General features: G+C 65.4%; 13 protein-coding genes. 5 read left to right on the top strand and 8 right to left on the bottom strand.

The window, feature by feature from the left end:
• Positions 1-91 precede the first annotated feature (91 nt).
• On the top strand, positions 92-844 hold the full coding sequence (locus tag ACWGL1_RS06280) for an SDR family oxidoreductase (RefSeq protein WP_452111508.1): 753 nt from the start codon (positions 92-94) through the stop codon (positions 842-844).
• A 26-nt stretch (positions 845-870) separates the two neighbouring features.
• Here ACWGL1_RS06280 and ACWGL1_RS06275 read toward each other — a convergent pair whose 3' ends face one another.
• Entirely contained in the window at positions 871-1770 is a 900-nt protein-coding gene (locus tag ACWGL1_RS06275) for a LysR family transcriptional regulator (protein WP_291776454.1), read from the bottom strand.
• Positions 1771-2116: 346 nt separating this feature from the next.
• Between ACWGL1_RS06275 and ACWGL1_RS06270 the strand changes: the two genes are divergently transcribed.
• From ACWGL1_RS06270 to ACWGL1_RS06255, 4 genes are all read left to right on the top strand, one after another.
• Positions 2117-3283, top strand: a complete 1167-nt coding sequence (locus tag ACWGL1_RS06270) for a mandelate racemase/muconate lactonizing enzyme family protein (protein WP_291776452.1) — start codon at positions 2117-2119, stop codon at positions 3281-3283.
• 68 nt (positions 3284-3351) lie between these two features.
• Complete coding sequence (gene dctA / locus ACWGL1_RS06265) at positions 3352-4572, top strand: C4-dicarboxylate transporter DctA (protein ID WP_452111507.1); 1221 nt, start codon at positions 3352-3354, stop codon at positions 4570-4572.
• 33 nt (positions 4573-4605) lie between these two features.
• Positions 4606-6258 carry a pectate lyase gene (locus ACWGL1_RS06260; RefSeq protein ID WP_452111506.1) on the top strand — a complete coding sequence of 551 codons (1653 nt, stop codon included), beginning with the start codon at positions 4606-4608 and terminating at the stop codon, positions 6256-6258.
• Positions 6259-6262: 4 nt separating this feature from the next.
• Positions 6263-7423 (top strand): alpha/beta hydrolase, encoded by a 1161-nt coding sequence (locus ACWGL1_RS06255; protein WP_452111505.1) that lies wholly within the window; start codon positions 6263-6265, stop codon positions 7421-7423.
• 42 nt (positions 7424-7465) lie between these two features.
• Here the strand turns inward: ACWGL1_RS06255 and ACWGL1_RS06250 are convergent, their stop codons facing one another.
• The 7 genes from ACWGL1_RS06250 to ACWGL1_RS06220 all read right to left on the bottom strand — a co-directional run bounded on the left by ACWGL1_RS06250 (position 7466) and on the right by ACWGL1_RS06220 (position 22557).
• Positions 7466-11308 (bottom strand): LamG-like jellyroll fold domain-containing protein, encoded by a 3843-nt coding sequence (locus ACWGL1_RS06250; protein WP_452111504.1) that lies wholly within the window; start codon positions 11306-11308, stop codon positions 7466-7468.
• A 54-nt stretch (positions 11309-11362) separates the two neighbouring features.
• A complete protein-coding gene (locus tag ACWGL1_RS06245; RefSeq protein WP_452111503.1) occupies positions 11363-12772 on the bottom strand; it encodes a glycoside hydrolase family 28 protein in 1410 nt (469 codons plus the stop codon).
• Positions 12773-12779: 7 nt separating this feature from the next.
• Positions 12780-14795, bottom strand: a complete 2016-nt coding sequence (locus tag ACWGL1_RS06240; protein ID WP_452111502.1) for an alpha/beta hydrolase family protein — start codon at positions 14793-14795, stop codon at positions 12780-12782.
• A gap of 118 nt (positions 14796-14913) precedes the next feature.
• On the bottom strand, positions 14914-16371 hold the full coding sequence (locus ACWGL1_RS06235) for a glycoside hydrolase family 28 protein (RefSeq protein ID WP_452111501.1): 1458 nt from the start codon (positions 16369-16371) through the stop codon (positions 14914-14916).
• Between the two features lie 62 nt (positions 16372-16433).
• The gene (locus ACWGL1_RS06230) at positions 16434-19247 is read right to left on the bottom strand and encodes a TonB-dependent receptor (RefSeq protein WP_452111500.1); all 2814 of its coding nucleotides are present in this window, start codon (positions 19245-19247) and stop codon (positions 16434-16436) included.
• A 281-nt stretch (positions 19248-19528) separates the two neighbouring features.
• On the bottom strand, positions 19529-20863 hold the full coding sequence (locus ACWGL1_RS06225) for a sigma-54-dependent transcriptional regulator (RefSeq protein WP_452111499.1): 1335 nt from the start codon (positions 20861-20863) through the stop codon (positions 19529-19531).
• Positions 20860-22557, bottom strand: a complete 1698-nt coding sequence (locus ACWGL1_RS06220; protein WP_452111498.1) for a sensor histidine kinase — start codon at positions 22555-22557, stop codon at positions 20860-20862. Before ACWGL1_RS06220 ends, ACWGL1_RS06225 begins: the two co-directional genes overlap by 4 nt.
• Positions 22558-22822 lie beyond the last annotated feature (265 nt).

The following is a 22822-nucleotide window of genomic DNA, read 5'->3' as shown; positions in this document are numbered from 1 at the left end:
TCAGGATAAACTTGACCAGCTCCAGAGTTGCGAAGAGACAAGTCGGTTCATCCATTCAGAGCTGGCTGCGAACTATCGAGGAGGCCGAAAGGTGAAGACCAACCGTGTGGCGATCGTGACGGGCGCCGCAGGCGGCATCGGCGAAGGCATCGCCGAGCGGCTCGCCAGGGACGGGTGCGCGGTTGCGCTTATCGATGTCGACGGCGACCGGTGCGCGGGCGCCGCCGCCCGGCTGAGCGCGTTCGGTCAGACGATGGCCGCCCAGGCCGACGTGAGCGATCCGCAAGCGGTGGCGAACGCCGTTGATCGCGTGGTCGAGCAATTCGGCGCCCCTACGATCCTGGTCAACAACGCGGGGTTCGCGCGCGACAAGCCCTTCGACCAAATGAGCCTGGAAGAATGGGATCTCGTTCAGGGCGTGCATCTGCGCGGCTCCTTCCTGATGTCGCGCGCGGTCGTGCCCTATATGAAGGCGCAGCGCTGGGGACGGATCATCAACATCTCCAGCATCTCGGCGTCCGGCCATCCGGAACGCGCGAACTATTGCGCCGCCAAGGCGGGCGTAGAGGGCTTCGTGCGGTCTCTGGCCGTGGAGTTGGGGCCGCTGGGGATCACGGCCAATGCGGTGGCCCCCGGTCTGGTCGTGACCGCGATGACCCACGCCACCGCAGCCAGGCGCAAGCTTTCCCTGGAAGACCATCTGGCGGACACGGTGAGCCGCATTCCGGTGAAGCGCCCCGGCACGCCTGGAGACATCGCCCATGCCGTGGCCTATTTCGCCAGCGAGGAGGCCGGCTTCGTCACAGGTCAGGTGCTGACGGTGTCCGGAGGGGTGATCGTCTGACGTTTCTTTCGGCGTGAAGGCGCCTCTCAGGCGGTCGGCCCGATCTTGGACCATAACGCTTCTGCGGAACGATCCATCGGCGAGGCGGGACGGATGACGACGACATCCAGCGGCACGCTCCAGCTTTCGTCACCGCAACTCACCAGCCGTCCGGCAGCGATGTCCTCGTTCACCAGGGTGCGGGGAAGCCAGGCGATGCCGCGCTGCTCCCGGGCGAGCGAACTCAGCGTCGCCGCCAGATGCGACGTCACCACAGTCTTGAGCGGGGTCACCCGACGATGGCGCATCACGGTTGTGTCTAGGATGCGCCGCAGGCCCGATTCCGAACTGTAGGCCAGATAGGGCGTCGGCTCCATGTCCTCCTCAAGTCGCCACAGCGGCGCGCCATCGTCGTCGGGCGCGCAATAGGGTTCGAGGCGATCCGCGCCTACGATCTTGGTGAGAAAGCGCGGCGCGGCGAACCGACCGCGGTCGTTATGATGCTGATGGCAGAGCAGGAACTGAGCGTCGCCTTGCATCATCAAGGCTTCGCAGCCGCGCAGGCTGTCGGACGCCAGGCTCAGAGGGCCCAGGGGAGAGTCGCGCTCCAGCTCTCTCATCCAGTTCGGCAGGAAGGTGAAGGACAAGGCGTGGGTGGCGGCGAACAGAAGCGTCGAGCCTTCGTCTCTGGACAGTCGCCGAATGTCGCGCGCGGTCTGACGCATCCGGCGAACGATATCCTCGGCCGTGGGATGCAGCACTCGTCCCGCCGGCGTGAGCGTCGTTCCGCCGCCGCCGCGCTCGAACAACGGCGCGCCCAGCCGATCCTCCAGGCTGCGAATCCGTCGGCTGAATGCAGGCTGGGTGATGTGTCGAGCCTCGGCGGCGCGAGAGAAGTTGCCCAACTCGGCCAGGGCGAGGAAATCTTCCAGCCAGACGATGTCCATGGGCCTTCCTCCTCGGTTCGCGATGTGATCCTCCTATAGGAGGTTGGTCGCAGCTACTATGCAATATCGGTATAGGTTGGCGATGAAACAGCATTGGCGGCGTGGGCGGTCAGAGACTTAGGTGAGGGGGAGGGAGCGAGGGCGTCATCTAGCAAACGTCGTCGCACCTTGCCGCCAGATCTCCTTAATGCGGCTCTTTGTCGGGCACCTGCCGACTCGCCCGAACGCGAAGGCCCTGCGGGGTCTTCGCGTTTTCTTCACCCGCGCCTTTCGGCTTCATGCTGGGAAGGCATGATCAAAGGGGGCGAGCGATGGGTCGGCTCCGACGTTCTTTGCCGGAAGATTCATGCGCATCATCGACATCCGCGAGAAGACCGCCTCGATCGCCTCGCCCATCGCCAACGCCTATATCGATTTCTCCAAGATGACCTGCTCCGTTGTCGCCGTGGTCACCGACGTGATCCGCGACGGCAAGCCGGTGGTCGGTTTCGGCTTCAATTCCAACGGACGATATGGCCAGGGCGCGCTGATGCGCGAGCGGTTCATACCGCGTGTGCTTGAAGCCGATCCTGACGCCCTGATCGACCGCGAACACGACAATCTGGATCCCTTCGCCATCTGGAAGACGCTGATGACGAACGAAAAGCCGGGGGGGCATGGCGAGCGTTCGGTGGCTGTCGGCACGCTGGACATGGCGGTGTGGGATGCCGTGGCCAAGATCGCCGGCGTGCCGCTCTATCGGCTGCTGGCGGACCGCTATCGCGGGGGCGTGGCGGACGAGAAGGTCTGGGTCTATGCGGCCGGGGGCTACTACTATCCGGGCAAGGACCACGCCCAACTGAAGGCCGAGATGCAAGGCTACGTCGATCGTGGCTATCGCGTCGTGAAGATGAAGATCGGCGGCGCGTCTCTGGATGAAGATCGGCGCCGGATCGAGTCGGTGCTGGAGGTCGTGGAGTCGGGCGATCGGCTGGCGGTTGACGCCAACGGACGGTTCGATATCGAGACCGCCATCGCCTATGCCGAAGCGCTGAAGCCTTACGGCCTGTTCTGGTACGAAGAGGCTGGGGATCCGCTGGATTATGCTCTCCAGGCCGAACTGGCCGACCATTACGATCTGCCCATGGCGACAGGCGAGAATCTGTTCTCGCACCAGGACGCCCGCAACCTGCTGCGTTATGGCGGAATGCGACCGGACCGTGATTTTCTGCAGTTCGACTGCGCCTTGTCCTACGGTCTGGTGGAGTACACGCGGACGCTGGACGTGCTGGCCGAACAAGGCTGGTCTTCGCGAAGGATCGTGCCGCATGGGGGACATCAGATGTCGCTGAACATTGCGGCTGGCCTGCATCTGGGCGGCAATGAATCCTATCCCGACGTGTTCCAGCCTTTCGGCGGCTTCGCCGACGGCGTGGCGGTCCAGGACGGCTATGTCGGCCTGCCTGACGTGCCTGGCGTCGGCTTCGAAGCCAAGGCGGCGCTCTACGCCGTCATGCGCGACCTGGTCGACTGAGCGTGGGGCGGCCGGGCATCCGACCTTGGCGCTGGTTGCGCCCCCTGTATATGCAGGTGCTCGTGGGCATGGCGTTGGGCATTGCGCTCGGCGTCGTGGCCCCCGACATCGGCGCCGCCATGAAGCCGCTCGCGGACGGCTTCATCAAGCTGATCCGCATGATGCTGGCGCCGGTGATCTTCGGCACCGTGGCGTTGGGCATCGCACGCATGGGCAGCCTGAAGGAGGTCGGGCGCATCGGCGCCCGCGCCCTGATCTATTTCGAGGTGGTCTCGACCGTGGCGCTGGTGATCGGCCTGGTTGTCGTCAACCTGGTCAAGCCGGGCGCGGGCATGAACATCGACGTGGCGGCGCTCGACGCGGCTTCGATCGAAACCTACGCCAACGTCGCCAAGTCCGAGAGCGTCACGGGATTCCTGCTGAACATCATTCCCAACGCCTTCCTGAGCGCCTTCGTCGACGGGCATATGCTGCAGGTGATCCTGCTGGCGCTTCTGGTCGGCATGGCGCTGACCCAGATGGGCGCCAGGGCTGAACCGCTGCTGGACGGTTTCGACCGCGCCATGGAGGTGCTGTTCCGCATCGTCGGGATGATCATGCGTCTGGCGCCGCTGGGGGCGGCGGCGGGCATCGCCTTCACGGTGGGGGCCTATGGCCTGGACAGTCTGTGGTCGTTGGGCCGACTGATCCTGGCCCTTTATCTGACGACGTTCGTTTTCGTGGTGGTGGTTCTGGGCGGCGTCCTGTGGTGGGTCGGCCTGCCTCTACACCGTTTCCTGCTGTATTTCCGCGACGAGATTCTGGTCACCTTCGCGACCTGTTCGACCGAGGCGGTATTGCCGCGGATGATGCAGAAGCTGGAGGCCCTGGGCTGCGAGAAGTCCGTCGTCGGCATGGTGCTTCCCGCCGGTTACACCTTCAACGCCGACGGCACGGCGATCTACCTGACCATGGGCGCGATCTTCGTCGCTCAGGCCACCAACACGACGCTCAGCCTGACGGATCAACTGCTGATCCTCGGCGTGCTGCTGCTGACGTCCAAGGGGTCGGCTGGCGTGGCGGGCGCGGGATTCATCACCCTGGCGGCGACCTTGTCGGTGGTGGGGCATGTGCCGGTCGTGGGGCTGGTCCTGCTGCTCGGCGTCGACCGGTTCCTGAATGAAGCCCGGGCGGTGACCAATCTGATCGGCAACGCGGTGGCCACGGTGGCCGTGGCCAAATGGGATGGGACGCTGGACCTGGCGCAGGCGCGGTCGATGGTGGCCGTTCCTGCGATTTCACAGGACTGACGAGTCTATACCTGAAGAGCGAGGGAGACGACGATGGGGGATGCGAACACGGCTTTGTCGCGACGGGGGGTTCTGGCGGCGGGAGCAGCCAGCCTGGCCCTGGGCCTCGGCCCCCGAGTCGTGCAGGCTGGACAGGGCGAAGGGCCGGCGGTGGATCGCGCCGAAATCCTGGCGACGATGAAGCGGGCGACACGGTTCATGACCGATACGGTGGCGGTCGGCGACGGCTATGTCTGGTCCTATACGCCCGACTTCTCGCGACGCTGGGGCGAACTGGAAGCCTATCCCAGCATGATCTGGGTCCAGCCGCCGGGCACAGCGACGATGGGGCACCTGTTCCTCGACGCCTATCACGCGACGGGAGACGAGGATTACTACGTCGCCGCGACGCGCGTCGCCGACGCTCTTGCGCGGGGGCAGCACCCCTCAGGCGGCTGGCACTATATGATCGACACGGCCGGCGAGGAGTCCCTGAACCGCTGGTATGACACCATCGGCAAGAACGCCTGGCGACTGGAGGAATTCCAGCATCATCATCCGAACGCCACCTTCGATGATGTGACGACCGCAGACGCCGCCATCTTCATGCTGCGCGTCTATTGGGAGAAGAAGGACGCCCGCTATCGGGCGCCGCTGGACAAGGCGATCGCCTTTGTCCTCGACAGCCAGTATCCGATCGGCGGCTGGCCGCAGCGTTATCCGCGGGCGCCGAACGCCGGTCTGCATGGAATGCCCGACTATACCGGCTACATCACCTTCAACGACGATGTGTCGGCCGAGAATATCAAATTCCTGACCTTCTGCCGCCAGACGTTGGGCGGCCCGCGCCTGGATGATGCGATCCGGCGGGCGATGGATTGCTTCATCGCCACCCAGCAGCCGGCGCCCCAGCCCGGCTGGGCCATGCAGTATACGGTCGATGATCTACAGCCCGCAGCCGCCCGGACCTATGAGCCGCGCGCCCTGGCCACCCATGCGACGGCGGGTAACCTCGATCAGATGATGGATTTCTATGTCCTGACCGGCGACCGCAAATACCTGGCGAGGATTCCCGAAGCCATCGATTGGCTGGAGAAGATCGCCCTGCCGCCCGAGCGCCGACGCGACGGGCGCAGTCACCCCACCTATGTCGAGATCGGCAGCAACGACCCCCTGTTCATCCACCGACGCGGATCGAACGTCGTCAACGGCCGGTATTATGTGACCAAAAAGGCCGACGGCATCGTGGCGCACACGGGCGGTTTCCGCTCCATCGATACGGAGGGCCTGCGCGCTCGCTATGAGGAACTGGCGTCGCGTCCGCCTCAGGAGGTCAGCCGGGGCTCGGCCCTGCTGGCGTGTCCGGGGACCGTGCCCCTGCCGAAATACTATACGACCAGGAACTTTCGCGTATCCGACCTGAACAGCGGCGGTCTGGGGACGCACGCCGAGGCGACGGGAGCCGAACGGGTCGCGCAACTGGTCGGCGGTCTGAACGCCGAAGGCTATTGGTCCTCGCCCCTGGCCTCGATCAGCAATCCGTATGTCGCGGATTCGACGGACGCCGTGGCGCCGGGCGAGTTCCGCATCACCCGCGTCGGCGACGCCTCCGACACCTCGCCCTATTTTACGGACTTCCCTCAGGAGGGGATTTCGACCGGCGTCTATATTCGCCACATGGGCGAACTGATCTCAGCGCTTGAGTAGGCGGATGAGAGGCCTGCCGGTCGCCGCCTTGGTTGCGGCCCTGACGATGGCGGCCTGCGCTCGTTCCGGCCTGGAGAGAGGGCCGGCCGGCGTCGACGTCTTCTTCGTCGGAGGCGCCTATCGGCCGGACATGACGCGGATGACCGGTCAGGCCCACGTCATGCGTCTGACGCCCGAGGTCGTGAAGTATCGGACGCCGCTGGTCTTCATTCCCGGCCAGGGACAGACCATCGCCAACTTTCTCGGCGCACCCGATGGGCGTGAAGGTTGGGCGACGCAGTTCGTGCGGCAGGGCTTTGTCGTCTATCTCATGGATCAGCCGGGGCGCGGCGCGTCGGGCTATGACGCCGACGCCTATGGCCCGTCCTCGCGGCAGGGGCCGGCGGTGCTGGAGCGGCGCTTCACCGCCACTAGGGATTTCGCGCCTGAACCTGGCGAGGCCCACGGCTGGCCGCAGGCGCGGCGGCATCATCAATGGCCAGGAGCGGGGCGTGCGGGCGATCCGGTCTTCGACCAGTTCTTCGCGTCTCAGGTCGAGTATGCGGCAGGGACGACGTCTGCCAAGCTGGTGGCGGACGCCGGCGCGGCGCTGCTGGAACGGATCGGACCGGCGGTGCTGGTCACTCATTCCCAAGCGGGCGCCTTCGGCTGGGGCATCGGCGAGCGGCGGCCTGATCTGGTGCGCGGCATCGTGGCGATCGAACCCAGCGGTCCGCCTTTCGTCAGCGCGCCGGCGCCCTGGGGCGATGGATCGCCCGACCGCGTCACTCGGCCCTGGGGCCTGACGACGACGCCGTTGGCCTATGATCCGCCCCTGACGCCGGGAGAGACTCTGGCGCGGGAGTGGGCGCCCTCCGAGGACCCCGAGCTGACCGGTTGCTGGCGGCAGACCGAGCCTGCCCGACGTCTGGCCAATCTGGCGCAAATCCCTGTGCTGGTGTTGACGGCCGAGGCCTCCTACCACGCTGGTTATGACCACTGCACCGTCGACTACCTGCGACAGGGCGGTGTTCAGGTCGATTTCGTGCGACTGCAGGACTGGGGCCTGCGCGGCAATGGCCACATGGTGATGCTGGAGCGAAACAGCGTGGAGATCAGCGCGCGCCTCGGGCTCTGGCTGGCCGAGTGGCGGCGCATGGACGGGGCGCAGGTCGTTCGGCGTTGAGCGGTCTGAACGTCTCGTGCGCCCCTCATTCGCGGCGTCCGTCTAGGGCAGCACCACCTCATTGTTGCGACGACTGATCTCGACCGGATCGCCGTCCAGCGTCAGCCTCACCTTGAGGCCGGACGTCGAAACGCCGGCGGGCAACCGCAGACTGACGGCTGAGGTCTTGGGCAACAGGTCGGCAGGCGCAGCCAGAGCCGGGAAAGGCGCGTGAGCGACCCCGCGGCCGTCAGCGTTTTCGATCACGACCCGCCCAGCCGGAGCATCAATCGCACCGAGACTGTGGACCGTGACCTGCACCATGCGACCGCGCACCACGACATCTTCCGGGTCCAGACCCACGTCGGGACGGGAGGCCATCGGCTGACCGGCTTCGGCCAAGTCGAATTCCAGCACTGTGGCCTGCTTGGGCGCCAGCGTCAGCGGAACATCGGCGCCGGGTTCGAAGTCGATGATACGCTGTTGCGGCGCGTCGGCCTTGTCGTCGCCGTCCGCATCCAGGCCTTCGCTCATTCGCCACTGTCCCGGCGTGACGCCGGCGCCGGTCAGGGTCGCCTGGACCGGATGGTCCCTGACGTTGAAAATGATGACCTTGAAGCCTGTCGGCGTGGCGTAGGGCGTCAGGACGGCCACGCTGTCTGCGCTGTCGTCGCCGCCGAAGCGCCAGGAGATGACATGGCCGGGGTAGGTCTGGCCGCGTCGGCTCGCTACCCCGCCCAGGCGTGAGCGCTGCAGCATCTCGGTGGGAACCTGAACGCGGTCGGTCCATAGTTCGCCGGTCGTCATGATCTCCATGCGCTGGGCGGCGGACTGGATTTCCTCGGCATAGAGGGGCTCCAGATAGGCTTTGTCGCCTGTCATCTGCCAGGCGCCGAAACGCGACATGGCCAGGGGGGAGGCCACACGTCCGCCGACGGCCGAGCGGCTGTAGCCTTCGACCGCATTCGCTCGTTCGACCATCTCAGGGCCCCAGACCTCCCTCTTATTCAGACCGGTCAGCATGTCGGGGCCGACCGCAGCCATGCCTGTTGCGCCATCGGGCAGCAGGGGTTGAATGTATTTCTCGTCTCCCGTCCATCGCCAGGCGGCCAGGAAGGATGATGTGGCGCCGGCCAGTCCGGCGCCGCCCGCGCCGACCGCCGTCACGATGTTCTCGTCGCTGGGCCAGTCGATCTGCGCGGGCAAGGTCACGCCCGGCCCCTTCGTCGCCGGACTCTGGTGCGCCAGATAGCCGTCGAGCGTTTGCAGGATGATGTCGCGCACCTGCGGCGCGCCGTTCCATTCCACCAGCAGGATGCCGGGATGGAATATCAGGAAGTTGTTGCCCTTCTGGCGTTGCCACGGTCCCTCGCGGGTCGCCTTGTCGTGAGAGAAGGAGTTGGAGACGAAGTGCCTGTGCCCCGCAGCGTTCACTTCGGTCAGGAAGTCGTAGCGCCGCGCCGTCTCCATCAATCTCTCGACAGCTCGCGGGCTGTCGCGATTGAGCTGGGCGTATTGAGCGACGGCGTTGACCCCTTCCTCATAGGAATGAAGCTCGTCAGCGCGGATGGTGTTGAGCCCGTCGGTCATCATGCCCGAGCGGTAGATGGCCTCCATGGCGGCGGCCTGGCTGGCTCTGATCTTATCCGGCTGCGCGCCCATCAGGGCGAGCGGCGGCCATTGATGCAGCAGGTCGGAGTCGTCGGACAGACCACCGCCGAACTCGCCGTTGGCGATCTGGCGGTTGTCGATCCACCAGTTCACGAAATGCTCGGCCTGCTTCAGATCCTCGATCTGCCGATGCGCCCAAAGCGGCACGCCCGCCGCGGGCTCCGTGTGCTGGAACTCGGGATAGGGTTGGCCGGGGTTCTGTTCGTTCCAGTAGAGGCGCGCGGTCGCATGATCGGGGGCGACGCGGAGCAGGTCGCTTATGTCCCGATCGAACCGTTCGTAGACGGGCAGAAGCCGGTTGTTGGGCTGTTCCTCGACCAGGTTGGCGTGGTTGTCCTGGACCTGCTCCAGTCGATCGGCCACGTGCTCGATCAAGGCCGCTTCGCGTGGCTTGAACACCAGACGTACGCCCATCCCGTCGAGGGCGGCGGCGTCGAAGTCCGGACTGGCCGATGCGATCTGAAGATACAGGCTGCTGTCGTTGGGCAGAAGCCGGTCGCGGATATCCAGCCACAGGGTCCGGGCCTCGCCGGGTTTCACCGACACATTGATGTCCAGCATGTCCCGATCGGGCCAGATCGGGTCCTTGATGCGAATGTTCAGGGGGATCAAGCCGTCGTGGGTGGCGGCGGCCTGCAAGGCGGGCAGACGCAACTCAAGCCCATCCAGGCCGTCGCGCATATTGGCCCAACCGTAAGAAAAGCGAGCCGGCGTTCCGCCCGCCTCCACCGCCCTGAAATCCGCAGGGATCAGAACGTGGACAAGCGGCATGGACGGCCCCGTCGCGGCGCTGCGCTGGGTCTGCGGCGCGCCCGCGGGCAGGGCGACGACCGTGGTCCGCTCGTCGGCCACGAAACGGCCGGCGATATAGGCGTTCAAATCGCTCAAGGTCGGGTAGGTCGGCGCCGCTGAAGTCCTGACGACGTACTCAAGGCTGGCGGATCCCTGCGGCGCCTCGCCCGGTTGAACGTCAAGGAAGCCGATTTCCCGGATCGGGGTCTCCTGCACGCGGTTGTCAAAGCGAACCGCGCCGCCTGTCACCGCGTGCGGCAGTTGCAGGGTGGTGCGTTCCTGTCCCTTGGGGCGATGTCCCAGGACGGTTTCGCCCGAAGCGTCGATCCGGGTCAGGGCGCCGTCGGCCGCACCCTGGATTTCAATGCGGTTCCAGGAACGCTCAGGCAGACTCAGGGTCAACGTCTTGCCGCCGTTCTCATAGACGTTCCAGTCAGGCAGCGCGAAATAGTCGTGACGGCCCGGCAGCCGAGAGCGGTTGAAGACGCCCGGCCAGGTCGTTTCGCGCAGGCCGTCGTTCCCCTTCCAGAACCGTTGCTTGAGGTCGCGCGCCTCGTTGGGACGAACCACGCTGAACCGCGTCGAGGGCGCCGCCAGATAGGGCGGCGGATCGTTCCGGCGGTTGAAGCCGTAGCGCTGGTTCCAGGCGTCGCGCCAGGCGGCCTGGCTCATGTCGCGCACGGGCGGCCCGGCGTCGGCGGGCGTCTGGCCGCGCGCGAGAGCGGCGACCTGGCCGGGATCCAGCATCCGGGCGAAGGTCGTAAGCTCGTCGATGTCGCCGCCGCGTTGATAGTCATAAGCGCTCTGGACCTGATAACCGCTGATGATGCGGCTGTGCGGACCGAAGGCGTAGAGCGCGTTGTCCAGGACCGAGGTCGTCTCGCGCCGAGCGGCGGGCTTTCCATCGACATAGAGGGTCAGGCCAGCGGTCTCGTCCCAGGCGATGGCGAAATGGGTCCAGGCGTCCGCCGCTGGAGCGGGCGCGTCGAAAGACACCCGCACCCGGGCCAGGTTGGCGTCGGTGACGAAGGCGTCGAAACCGTGGCCGTTCCAATCCAGCCGAAGGAAGGCCATGTCCCAACTGGTGTGATCGGGATAGCCGACGCGGAAGATGACGAACTCCCGCTCGCCGATCGGCTGATGCGACCGCCAGAAGAAGGCGATGGTCCCGCGTTGGGCGTAGAGGTTGCCGGGTGCAGACCACGCCAGCACCTGATTGTCGGCGGCGCGGGCGCCGCCCCCGCGCACGCCGTCGGCGATGATGTCCACGTTGTCGACGAATAAGGGGCGCGGCTCGCCGCCGGCGCGGTCTGCCTTGAATTCCGCGTCCAGCGAAGCGTGGAAAAGCGGTCTGTCGCCTGCGGTCTGGGCGCTGACGTTTGCCGAAAACGTCGTGGCGGCGAGCAGGGCGGTCGACGCCAGCATGGCGGTGCGCGTGTGCATGATCCTTGCCTTTCCTGGAAAGAAGCGGGCGAACCCGTCGCCTGACGCAGAAGGTTAGTTCGGACGGCCGGTGGTCATTCCCAGGCGGTATGGCGGCCGGCCGGCCGTCACGGGCGGGGGCGTGTCGGGCGGGATCAGACGGGCGGCGCCGTCAAGACCGCGTCCCGTGACGTTGTCGATCGCCAGCCGGGGGCCGCTGAAGACGTTGACTGTGACGTTCTCGATGACGACGTTGGTCATATTGGCCAGGGTGATCCCACGCCCCGCCGTGCCGGTGATGTCGCGCAGCACGAATCCGTCCAGCGGTTTGTCGGGGTGGATGTTCACCGCCTCGACCAGGATGGGCGCCTCTGTCACGCGGATGCGCTCAAAGACGAAATTGCGGACGGTCGGGATGCCCTCCAGCCCCGGCACGGGGAACTGATCCTGCTTGCCGCTGTCCAGGAAGTTCAGGCGCAGGAAGCCATAGCCGGCGCCCGAGACCTCGAGGTCGCGCATGACGATGTCCTCGATGAAGGCGCCGCGTCCGGGACGGGATTTCAGGTAGATGGCGAAGGTGCGCGCCTGCAGGCACCGGCATCGCTCCACCAGAACCCGTCGGATGCCCGCCGAGGTCTCGCTGCCGATGCCGATGCAGGCCCAGTGCTGGTCGCGGAAGACGCAGTCGGTGATGGTTACGTCCTCGGTCGGGCGGGCGATGACATTGCCCTCCATGCCGCGTCCGGACTTCAGCGAGATACAATCGTCCACCGTGTCGAAGTCGCAGCGTTCGATGATGACGCGACGACAGGAATCCACGTCGATGCCGTCGGCGCCGCCATGCACGGTGACGCCCCGGAACACCACGTCCTCGCAATAGACCGGGTGGATCGACCACATGTCGTTCTGCTCGGTGAAGACGTCGGTGACGCTGAGGCCGCGCACCTCGACGAATTCGAGCAGGCATGGGTGACGCAGGCCGGTCGCTTCCTCGATGCGGCGCTTGATCGCCTTGGAGGCCAGGATCTTGCCCTGTCCGGCGATGCCGATGTTGACGGCGTCCTGAGCCCACACCAGGCCGATGTAGCCGGGAACCCAGCGTCCCTCCCAACGCACCTGCATGACGGGATAGTCCGCCAGGTCCGCCGAGCCCTGAAGCGTCGCGCTCTCCTCGATCCGAAGGATGGTGTTGGAGCCGATGCGGATCGGGCCGGTCAGAAAGACGCCGCCGGCCAGCACCACCTCGCCGCCGCCCAGAACCGCGCATCGGTCCAGAGCCTGCTGGATGGCCCCCGTGTCCTTGGTCGCGCCGTCGGCCTTGGCTCCGAACTCGCGCGGATCGAGCGTCAGGCCGGTCGCAGGCGGAATGAAGGGCGCGGCGGCGGCCGGCATGACCTGGGCCCGGGCGACCGGACCTATCGCAGCCGAGACCGCCCCCATGCTGACGGCGGCGAGAAAGGCGCGACGATTGGCGGGAACGGGCATCAGCAGCTCATTGGCGAGAGGAGGACGGCGGTGCGGCGGGATCCCGCCCGTTTCGGAAGACTACCGTGGCGGCGGGCGCGACCTGGGCTGCCTCAACTGCGCTCAGGGGTTCGCCGATCGCGTTGGCGGGATTGACCAGGATCAGGCGATCGCCCAGCACCTCCATGAGGTCGGGCAAATCGTAACGACGCAGCACGCCGGGCAGATTCACTTCGGCCATGTCACGGCTGATCGGCCGGTCCACGAACTCGCGATAGGCGACGATGGAGCCGATCGTGGTCACCTGGCCGATGCGGTCGTCCAGCACAGCGGCGTGCAGGGCCACGGGGCCCAGCGCGCCAGGGCCATGGACCGCGACGCCGCGTGGATCGACGTCCGGCCGCTCGCTCAGCCAGTTTATCGCCGCGATCGTATCGTCGATGCGCAGTCCGACCGGCGTACGCCCCACCAGCAGCGTCCGTAGCGACAGAAGGGTCCAGTCGCCGGTGAGAGGCGACTTGATCTCCTCGGCGCCGCCGGCGCCGCGCGGCTCCAGCGCCAGAACATTCCAGCCCGCGCGAGTCCAGGTGGCGAACAGACCTTCCAGGGTCGTGGATGGTGGAGCGCCGAGCAGCAGGAGCGAGGGTTTGCGTCCCGGCGCGCCATCCGTGGCGAAGGTCGCCATGACATCCATGCCGCCGACCGAGAGGGTTACGGGCGTGGACTGAAAGCCGTTGTGACGGGCGATCGCGCCCAACGTCGCCTGGACCGTATCGCCGGGCGCTGTCCTTGTGCGTGTAATGTCGCGGATGGCGACGCGCAGCCGCGCCAGGCGGGCGGAATCGGTTTCTCCGGCTGGGGGATTCGGCCGCTCGCGGTCTGCCTGGGCGCGGGCCAGGGACTGGAGGGTTTCGCTGCCGATGGAGCTGGAGAGCTGGCCCGTCTCGGTGACGCGCAGGCGAGATGCGTCGCCGACTGCTACGGGCGTGAAGACGGGCGGCGTCACGTCGTCCTTCAACCATCTGGAGAAGAAGGCCAGGATCTGAGGCGCGACGGGGCCCAGATTGCCATGACCTCCTGGCCCCTCGATCATGGTGATGCGGTCGCCGGCGTTCATGGCCGCGTAGAAGCGTCGCGCCTCGGCATAGGCCGCGCGGGCTCCGGCGATGGGGAACATGTCTTCGGTGGTGGAAACGATGGCGTAGGGGCGCGGCGCCGCCAGTTCGATCCAGTCCGGCAGGTCCAGTCCGCGCTCGAGGAAGAAGGGAATGGACTGCTCCGCGTCCTGCGCGCCGGTTTCGCCGGGAGCCAGCAGGTGGTCGAAGTCGTTGACGTAGCAGGCGCTGGCCGTCGCCTTGATGCGGGGATCCAGCGCGGCCAGATAGGCCGTCATCGTACCGCCGCCGGAACAGCCGAAGGCGCCGATCCGCTGATCATCCACATCGGGCCGAGCCATCAGATAATCCACGCCGCGCATGGCGTCCTGGATGAAGTAGCGCGACACGTGCCCGCCGGTCGGCAGGGACTGGCCGAAGCCCATGCTGTGCTCGCCGGTCGGTCTGCCGACTTTCGAGGCGCCGATCTCGGGATCGAAATGCTGGAGACGTTCCCCTTCGCCTACGATGTCGATGGCCAGGACGATGAAACCAGCGCGAGCGAAATTGGCGGCGAAGCCGTAGTTGCTGACCTTGCCGTCCACGCCATGACCGGGCTGGACGATGATGGCGGGGTAGGGGCCGGCGCCCGTGGTCGGGCGGTACAGGTTCGCCGTCACGCGATAGCCGGGCAGGCTTTCGTACCAGAGGGCCTCGATGTCGAAACCATCTTCATGGAGGACCTTGCTCGTGCCCGAGACGACCGGACCCGAGGCGGTCTCGAACTCGATCATCTCCGAGAGCAGGGCGCGCACGCGCGCCTGACGGGCGCGCGCCTGGTCCTCCGTCGTGATGGCGGCGACCACGTCGCGACGGGCCGCGGTATGGCGCGCGGCTTCCTGATTGAGCCAGGCGGTCAGCCGATCCCGGCCGGACTGCGGGGCGTCCATTCGAGCGCTCGACTGTGCGAGAACCGGCGACGGCGATGTGGAAACAGAAACTGCTGCAACGACGGTGATCGCCAGAGCCGCCGACAAGCGGGATATCGACATCCGAACCTCCTGACGATCACCCATGTCGGTTGGCCGGCCGCACCACGCCCCCAGGGGTTGGGCCATCGACCGCCTGCCCGTTGCGGCGGACGTTCCGATAGGTCAGGCCTTCGACGTTCGACACGATGTCAGGCTCGGCGGCGCGAGCGAAATCGCAGTCCTTGACGGTGATGTTGCGCAGGGGTGCGTGCGAGAAGCCCTGCAGGTCCAAGACCCGCTCACAGCGTCCGACCAGCACGCGTTCCAGCGTCAGCCCGTCGAAGACCGGGGTGAAGTCGCCGTTCGCCCCCTCGCCGTAGTTGTAGTCCACCGTCACGGCGGCGCGAGCCACCTGGCCGATCGTCACGTCGCGGACATGGATGTCGGTCAGAGCGCCGCCGCGCATGGCGTTGTTCTTGAAGCGGATGGCGGTGGCCAGCCGGGGGCTGTCCATGCGGCAATCCTCGACAAAGACCTTGCGGACGCCGCCGCTGATCTCGCTGCCCAAGGTCACGCCGCCGTGGCCGTCCATCATCACACAGCCGGCTACGATGATGTTCTCGCTGGGCTTGTTGATGCGCCGGCCATCGGCATTGCGGCCCGATTTGATGGCGATGCAGTCGTCGCCCGTATCGAAGACGCAGTCCTCGATCAGCACGTCCCTGCACGATTCCGGGTTGCATCCGTCATTGTTGGGGCCGTGGCTGGATATGTTCACCCGGCGCACGGTGACGTTCTCGCACTCGACGGGGTGGATCTCCCACATCGGCGAGCGAAGGATGGTGACGCCTTCGATCAGCACGTTGCGGCAGCGATACGGCTGGATGAACTGCGGTCGGATGGTCGCTTCAGGGCCGAAGACGCGTTGCTCGACGGGGGCGCCTTCTTCGGCCAGTCGCCTGAGGCGGGCGGGGTCGCCTTCTTCGCCATCGGCCCCGCGCTTGTGCGCCCACCAGTTGTCGGCGCTGGCGCTGCCGTCCAGGACGCCGTGGCCGGTGATGGCGATGTTCTGTTCGCCATAGGCGTAGATGAAGGGCGACACCCCCATGAACTCCGTCCCTTCATAGCGGGTCAGGACGGCGGGGAAGTAGTCAGCCGGATTGGTCGAGAAGCGCAGGACGCTTTCGCGATCGATGTGCAGTTCGACGTTGGACAGCAGCCGGATGGCGCCGGTCAGGAACACGCCGCCCTCGAACACCACGCGGCCGCCTCCGGGCGCTTTTGAAGCCGCCTGGATGGCCTGGCGAATGGCGGCCGAATTGTCGGTCACGCCGTCGGCGACGCCGCCGAACTGCTGCGGGGTGAAGCGGTTGGCGCGCGGGAAGGACGGCGGCCGAATACGCGTTCTGATCGCGGCGGCCTCGGCCCAGGGATCGGGGAGCGTCTGGGCTGTCGCATCTGTACGCGACCAGCTTGCGGCTGCGCCGCCCGCCAAAAGAGCGATGCCGTATCGCGCCAGGTCGCGACGCGCGGGTAGAAGGGGAGAATGAGTCAATTCCGCTGTCTCCGAAACGAAGGCGGCGACCTCGGATGAGGCCGCCGCAACAAGGTTTTCGATCAGAAGGCGTAGCGAACGCCGGCGTAGATCTGCCGACCGCTCTGGAAGTAGTCGGTCAAGCGCTCGGCTTGGGAGTCGGTGTAGGAGACGTTGACCTCATCGGTTAGGTTGATCCCTTCCAAGGTGAAGGTGACGTTGTCGCCCCAGCGGTAAGAGATGGAGGCGTCCACATAGGTCGACGCTCGCACGCCCGCGACGTCGATGCTGTAGGACGCCGGAACCGACGTCAGATAGGGATCGCGATAGGCGGCCGAGACGCGCGCCTGGAACGGTCCATCCTCATAGTAGAGCGTGCCGTTATAGGCGACCTTGGACAGGTTCAGCAGCGGCTGGGTCACGATATTGATGACGCCGCCTGGTCCGCTGACCTGATAGTCGATATCTGATTTCACATAGGTGTAGTTCGCCAGGACGCCGAAGTTCGACCATCTGCCCGGCAGGAAGGTGAACGCCTGCTGGAAGTTCAGCTCGAAGCCTTTCAGGGGGCCTCCGGGCGTGTTCACCACAGTCGAAACCTGGAAGATATCGCTGCTGTTCACGCCTGTTCCCGCCAGAAGCGAGTCGGGCAGGCCGGTGGAGGCGTACGACGCCGACGTCGTCAGGTTCTGGATGTAGGTCGAGATTTCCTTGTAGAACAAACCGGCGGACAGGATCGATCCGCGACGCGGATACCACTCGACCGCGAAGTCGTAGGTATTGGCGCGATACGGCTCCAGATAGGGGTTGCCGGTCGAGACCGAACGGCCGCCGCCCGAGACGCTGACGTTGGTCGCGGCGGAGATGCTGCCTAGGCCGGGGCGCGCCATGACCTTGGCGGCGCCGAAACGCAGCAGGAGGTCGTCGCGCGGCTCAACCACCAGGTTCAGCGAGGGCAGGTTGTCTTCGTATTCACGGCCGACCACGGTCCAGAGGAAACCGGACGGGTCGACTGCCGTCGGAACGGTCGAATAGAAACCCGATTCCTGCTTGGTCTTAACGTAACGATAGCCGATGTCGCCACGAACCGGCATGCCCGCCAGTTCCAGGTTGAAGTCGGCCTGGACATAGGCTCCCAGGTCTTCTTCGGACACTGTGCGGTTGTCTCCGCGCGCGCTGGACACCGTCTCTGACAGTGCGAAACGCCCGCTGTTGCTGAAGACCCCGTAGGCCTCGGCCATCGCGCCCAGGCTGGGAGTGCGCCAGCAATTGGGCGTGCCGCTGGGCAGAGACAGGCCCTTGAAACCGCAATAGTCCTCGGTCAGGTCGGCCATGCTGTAGCCGGCCGGAATGGCGGGGATATTGGTCTCTCCCGCAGCGAAGCGCATGCCGCGGCCCATGAATTCATACTTCTTGGCCTGGACCCCGCCGCGGAACGTGAGGACCGGCGTGGCTTCGTAGGTCAGATCGAACTGCGCCGTCTTGTAGGTGTTCTCGTTCCAGTTCGGGCGCAGGCGAATGTCGGGGCCGCTCGCCCCTGTGCCGCCGCCGGGCGCGATCCGCGTCGGGCCGATGTACCACTGGTCGGGGTCCGTGACGTCGAAGCCGTAGTTGATGGCCGGGAAGTCCATCCCATTGGGACGCATGTCATAGGAATAGCCATCAGCATTCTGATGGTCCATCTGGACGATGTATTCCATGAAGTTGTCGTAGTCGTTATTGACGTACCCGCCGAGCAGTCGAACGGAGAGTTTGTCGGTCAGCTGATGGTCGATCTTGAGCGTGTACTGCTGGAATACGGTCGAGTATTCGTCGACATAATTTTCAGATCGAATGTCGACATTGTCCATCGTCATGGCGATGGCGGTGCCGTTGTCATCCAGCACGATGTCGCGGACGATGGTCTCGGGTTTGCCGCCTTGCGAGGCGCCGCGGCTGAGGCCGATGGCTTCCAGCTGGCGTTCGTTCCTCTGTCCGTCGAACTTGGAATAGAGAACGTCCAGGCTGACCTCGGTCCGGTCGCTGGGACGCCACTGGAAGGAACCCGTTACGCCTAATCTCTGAGTTTCCAGATTGTAATCCTGGTAGCGCAGGAAACGAGGATAGCGCGTCGTGTTAGCCGAGGCGATGGCGAACAACGCCGGATCAGCGTCGCCGCACAGGCCTGGATTTGTCGCTGGATTGCACCAGCCGTTGTCCTGGGCGCCGAAATTCCACTGACCGGTCGATGCGCCGTTTTGGAGCGTAGTCTTCTCCGAATAGGCCAGTGAAGCGGACAGGCCGATCTCGCCGAGTCCGGTCATCCAGCGATTGCTGCCCAGAACTGCGAAGCGGGGATCCACCTTGCCGGAAAGGTCATTATAGCCGGCTTGCGCCGAGGCCGCGAAAACCGGGCCGCTGGAGTCGAACGGCTGGCCTGTGCGCAGATCGACCGTAGCGCCCAGCGAACCTTCTTCGACGTTGGCCGACGGCGTCTTGCGCACGTCGATCTGATTGAACAACTCTGAGGCGAAGACGTTGAAATCGAAGCCGCGGCCTCGATTGCCTCCGGTCGTGGCCTGGGCTTCGATGCCGTTGATGCGCACACGGGTGAAGTCCGGCCCCAGGCCTCGCACCGAGATGGCGCGACCTTCCCCGCCGTCGCGCGTGATCGTCACGCCGGGGACGCGCTGGATGGATTCGGCCAGGTTATTGTCGGGAAATTTGGCGATGTCTTCAGCGACGATGCTGTCGACGACGGCGTTGCTGTTGCGCTTGTTCTGCAGGGCGCGCTCAAGACTGCCGCGGAAACCGGTGACGACGATCTCGTCGACCTGGGTCGCCTTTTCCTGGGCGATGGGGTTTTGATCCTGCGCGTTCGCCGTAGAGGCCGTGGCGAGAATGGCGGCGGTAGACATCAGCGCGCTCGCACCCAATAGGCGCGAACGACCCTTAGCGGCTTTCACGGTTTTGACCCTCCCCAGGGACTTTTGTGCCTGGTCCTTTAGCGGACTCTTTGATGACACCGGTGTCTAGCAAGGTCAGCTTGCGGCCATATTCTGGCGGTGTCAATCAGGATCGCGTCGACGGAGGAACCGCCCCTTCCAGTAGGGGACGACAGGCGAGCTCGGCGGGACTGTGATGATTCAACCGCTCTAGCGTCTGGCCCCCAGTTCCGATTTCCGGCTCAGGGGATCAGCTATTTCGACCGGAACGTACTGATCTCGACGCCATGGCGTCTCAGCTTGTCGTAGAAGGTCTTGCGAGGCAGCCCCAGCAGGTCGGTCGTCGCGCGAGCGTCGCCCTCGCAGAGCATCAGAGCTTCCTCCATGAGGTGCTTTTCGTAGGCGGCGACGCGCCCCGCCAGGTCAGTCGAAGCCGTGGGGTCATGATGTGTTCCGTCCTCTACGCCGAGGACGGCTTTTACGGCCAGATGACGAAGCTCCCGGACGTTCCCGGCCCATTCCTCCTGCATCAGGCGATGGCGGACTGCGGCGCCTATCTCGGGGACTGGTCGCTTAAGCCGGGCGCAGGCGTCTTGGATGAAGTGGCTGAACAGCGGAAGGATATCGCCTCGCCGCTCGCGCAGGGCGGGCACCCGGATGCGCCCTACATCCAGCCTGTAGTAGAGGTCCGAGCGAAAGTCTCCGCCGGCCACCCGCGCCGCCAGACCCGCCTTGGCGGACGCGATGATCCGCAGCGACAGGGCGCGAGGCTCATTGGCGCCGATGGGCGTCACCTCTCTCTCCTCGATCACGCGAAGCAGTTTGGCCTGGAGGGAAGGCGTCAGGGCCTCCAACTCGTCCAGGAAGAGCGTTCCGGTGTCGGATGCTTCGATCTGGCCGATGCGGCGGCGCACCGCGCCGGCGAAGGCGCCGGCCTCGTGACCGAAGAGCTCCATGTCGGCGTGTGCGGGATTCAGGGCCGCGCAGTCGACGACGACGAAAGGCTGTCGGCGGCGTGGACTTTCGCGATGCAGGGCGCGGGCCACCAATTCCTTTCCCACGCCTGTTTCACCTTCAAGCAGCACATCCACCTCTGCCGCCGCTAACTGGCGAACCTGTGCGCGCAGGGTCTGGATGGCCGGAGAATCCCCTATCAGGCCCAGATCGTCGGTCGGGGCTTCGGCGACGGTATGAAGCCGACGATTCTCTAGAACCAGCCGACGCTTCTCCAGGGCTCGATTCACCACCGCTACCAGATGCTCGGTGGGAAAGGGTTTGGAGATGAAATCATAGGCCCCGTCCTGCAGCGCCCGCACGGCTTCGGGAATATCCCCGTGTCCGGTGATCAGGATAACGGGCAGGTCCGGATCCAGCGCACGCACATGGCTGTGGAGTTGATGGCCGTCCATTCCGGGCATCCGGATGTCTGAAACGACTACCCCTTCGAAACCTTCATCAAGCGCACGCAGGGCGGTGTCGGCCGAAGCGTGAGCGTGGACTGTCCAGCCGACCAACTCGAGGGTCTGAGCGGCGGCGCGACGGAGGTCAGCGTCATCATCGATGAAAAGAACCAGGCCCGGAGCGTTCACGACGTCCTCCTCAGGGTGACGATGAAGACGGCTCCGCCGCCCGGTTCCGGGTCGGCGAGAGTCAGTTCCCCTCCGAAGCCGCTGACGATGTCGCGCGATATGACCAGTCCTAGTCCCAGGCCGGTCGGCTTGGAGGTGACGAAGGGCGTGAACAACTGGGCGCGAAGCGCCTCGGGCGTTCCCGGGCCATTGTCGGAGATGATCAGGCGGACGACCTCGCTGGAGGTCTCCACACGTAGCGTGATCGATGGATCTGGAGTGGTTTCCACCGCTTCAAGGGCGTTCTGAAGCAGGTTGACGAGCACCTGCTCCAATCGAACGCGCTCGGCGAGCACGCAAAGCCCTGTCGTCGATCCGACGCGTTTCCATGCGATCTTCAGTCGGCGGGCGTGGGGTGCAAGAAGCAGGAGAGCGCCGGCGATCGGCTCCTCCAGCAGGGTCGACCCAGGCGAACCCGTGCTCTTGCGCGAGAAGGCGCGAAGCTCGTCGGTGATGACGCCGACACGTCGTGTCATGTCGACGACCTGGCTGAGATTGTCCTCAGCGGTTGCGGCCTCGCCCCGTCGCATCAGCGTGCGGGCGTTTTCGGCGTAGGCCCGGATAGCGGCGACGGGTTGGTTGATCTCGTGCGCTACTCCGGCCGCGACCTGGCCGAGGACGGCCAGTTTGCTGGCCTGGACCAGTTCGTCGCGCAACAGATCCAGTTTCGTCTCGACCTGCCGGCGTTCCTCCATTTCCACGACCAGTCGCTCGTTGGAGGCGCTTAGCTCGGCCGTACGCGCCTCGACGCGCATTTCCAGTTCGGCTCTGGCGGCTTCACGCTCGACTTCGAGGGCCTCGGCGCGGCGACGCCGATACAGCAGCACGCTCAGCCCGGCCAGGATGGAGAGGCAAATCGAGAAGGTCAGCGTCCGTGCGGTCGCCACGCTGTTGGGAATATAGGGATCGGTGGCTTCCAGAAGATGCAGCGTCCACCCGGGAGAAGCCGTGTCGGTCACAGCCTCTACGTAACGTCGCGAAGAGGTCGAACCGGGCAAGGTCACCCGAATTTCCCGATCTGCGGCGCCTGAAACGATCGGCAGGGGACGCAAGCCCGTCGCCGCCATCTGCAGATGCGTCGCCAGCCGCTGTCGTCGGGTCGGGGTTAGCGGGCCGGCGACGCTGAAGCGCCATTGCGGCACATCGGTGATGAGCACGACGCCGTCCGTGTTCACGACAAACGCAGGCTCGCCCGACTGGGACCACTCCCGCTCCAGCGCGTCGAACTCGACCTTGACCACGATGACGCCCAAGGTGCGCGACCCGCTCTCCACGCGGCGGGCCAGGAAGAGGCCTGGCCGGCCGCTGACAGCGCCCAGGGCGAAATACTCGGCCACTTCATCGCGCATGGCGTTCTGGAAATACGGGCGGAAGCTGTAGTCGGTGCCGACAAAGCTGGTCGGCAGTCGCCAATTGCTGGCGGCTACGGCGACGCCTTGATCGTCCAGCAGATAGATGACGGCGGCTCGAGTGCGGACGCTGAGGCCTTCCAGCTTCATGTTCAACTGGACCAGATCGGCTGGACTGGTTTCGAGCAGGGCTTGGTGCAGCTGCAAGTCTTCGGCCAGGACGAAGGGCAGGGAGCGATGCTTTTCCAGTTCGGACCGTAGAACTGTGGCGTGGAGCTGAGCTGCAGTGTTTGCTCGGCGCGTCACTTCATGTCGGGCGCGAGCGTCCGCGAGTTCGCCGACAGACCAGGCAGCCGCCGCAGACGCCAAGAATCCTGCTGCGATCAAAAACGTCCAGGTCGGGCGACGTCGGGATTTTTGAGCCATTTTCAGCACAGATGAGGGTCGCCGTGGGTGGAAAGTCGCATTCCTGACTGAGCGGATTTAGACAAACACGTTTTAATTCAAGAGATTATGATCGATCTCCAAAAGCTTGGCTAAATCGGAAACCGGTGTCATTAGTTTCACATGC

Source organism: Brevundimonas sp. NPDC055812 (assembly GCF_053616535.1).
This window is presented reverse-complemented; position numbering and strand designations above follow the sequence as displayed.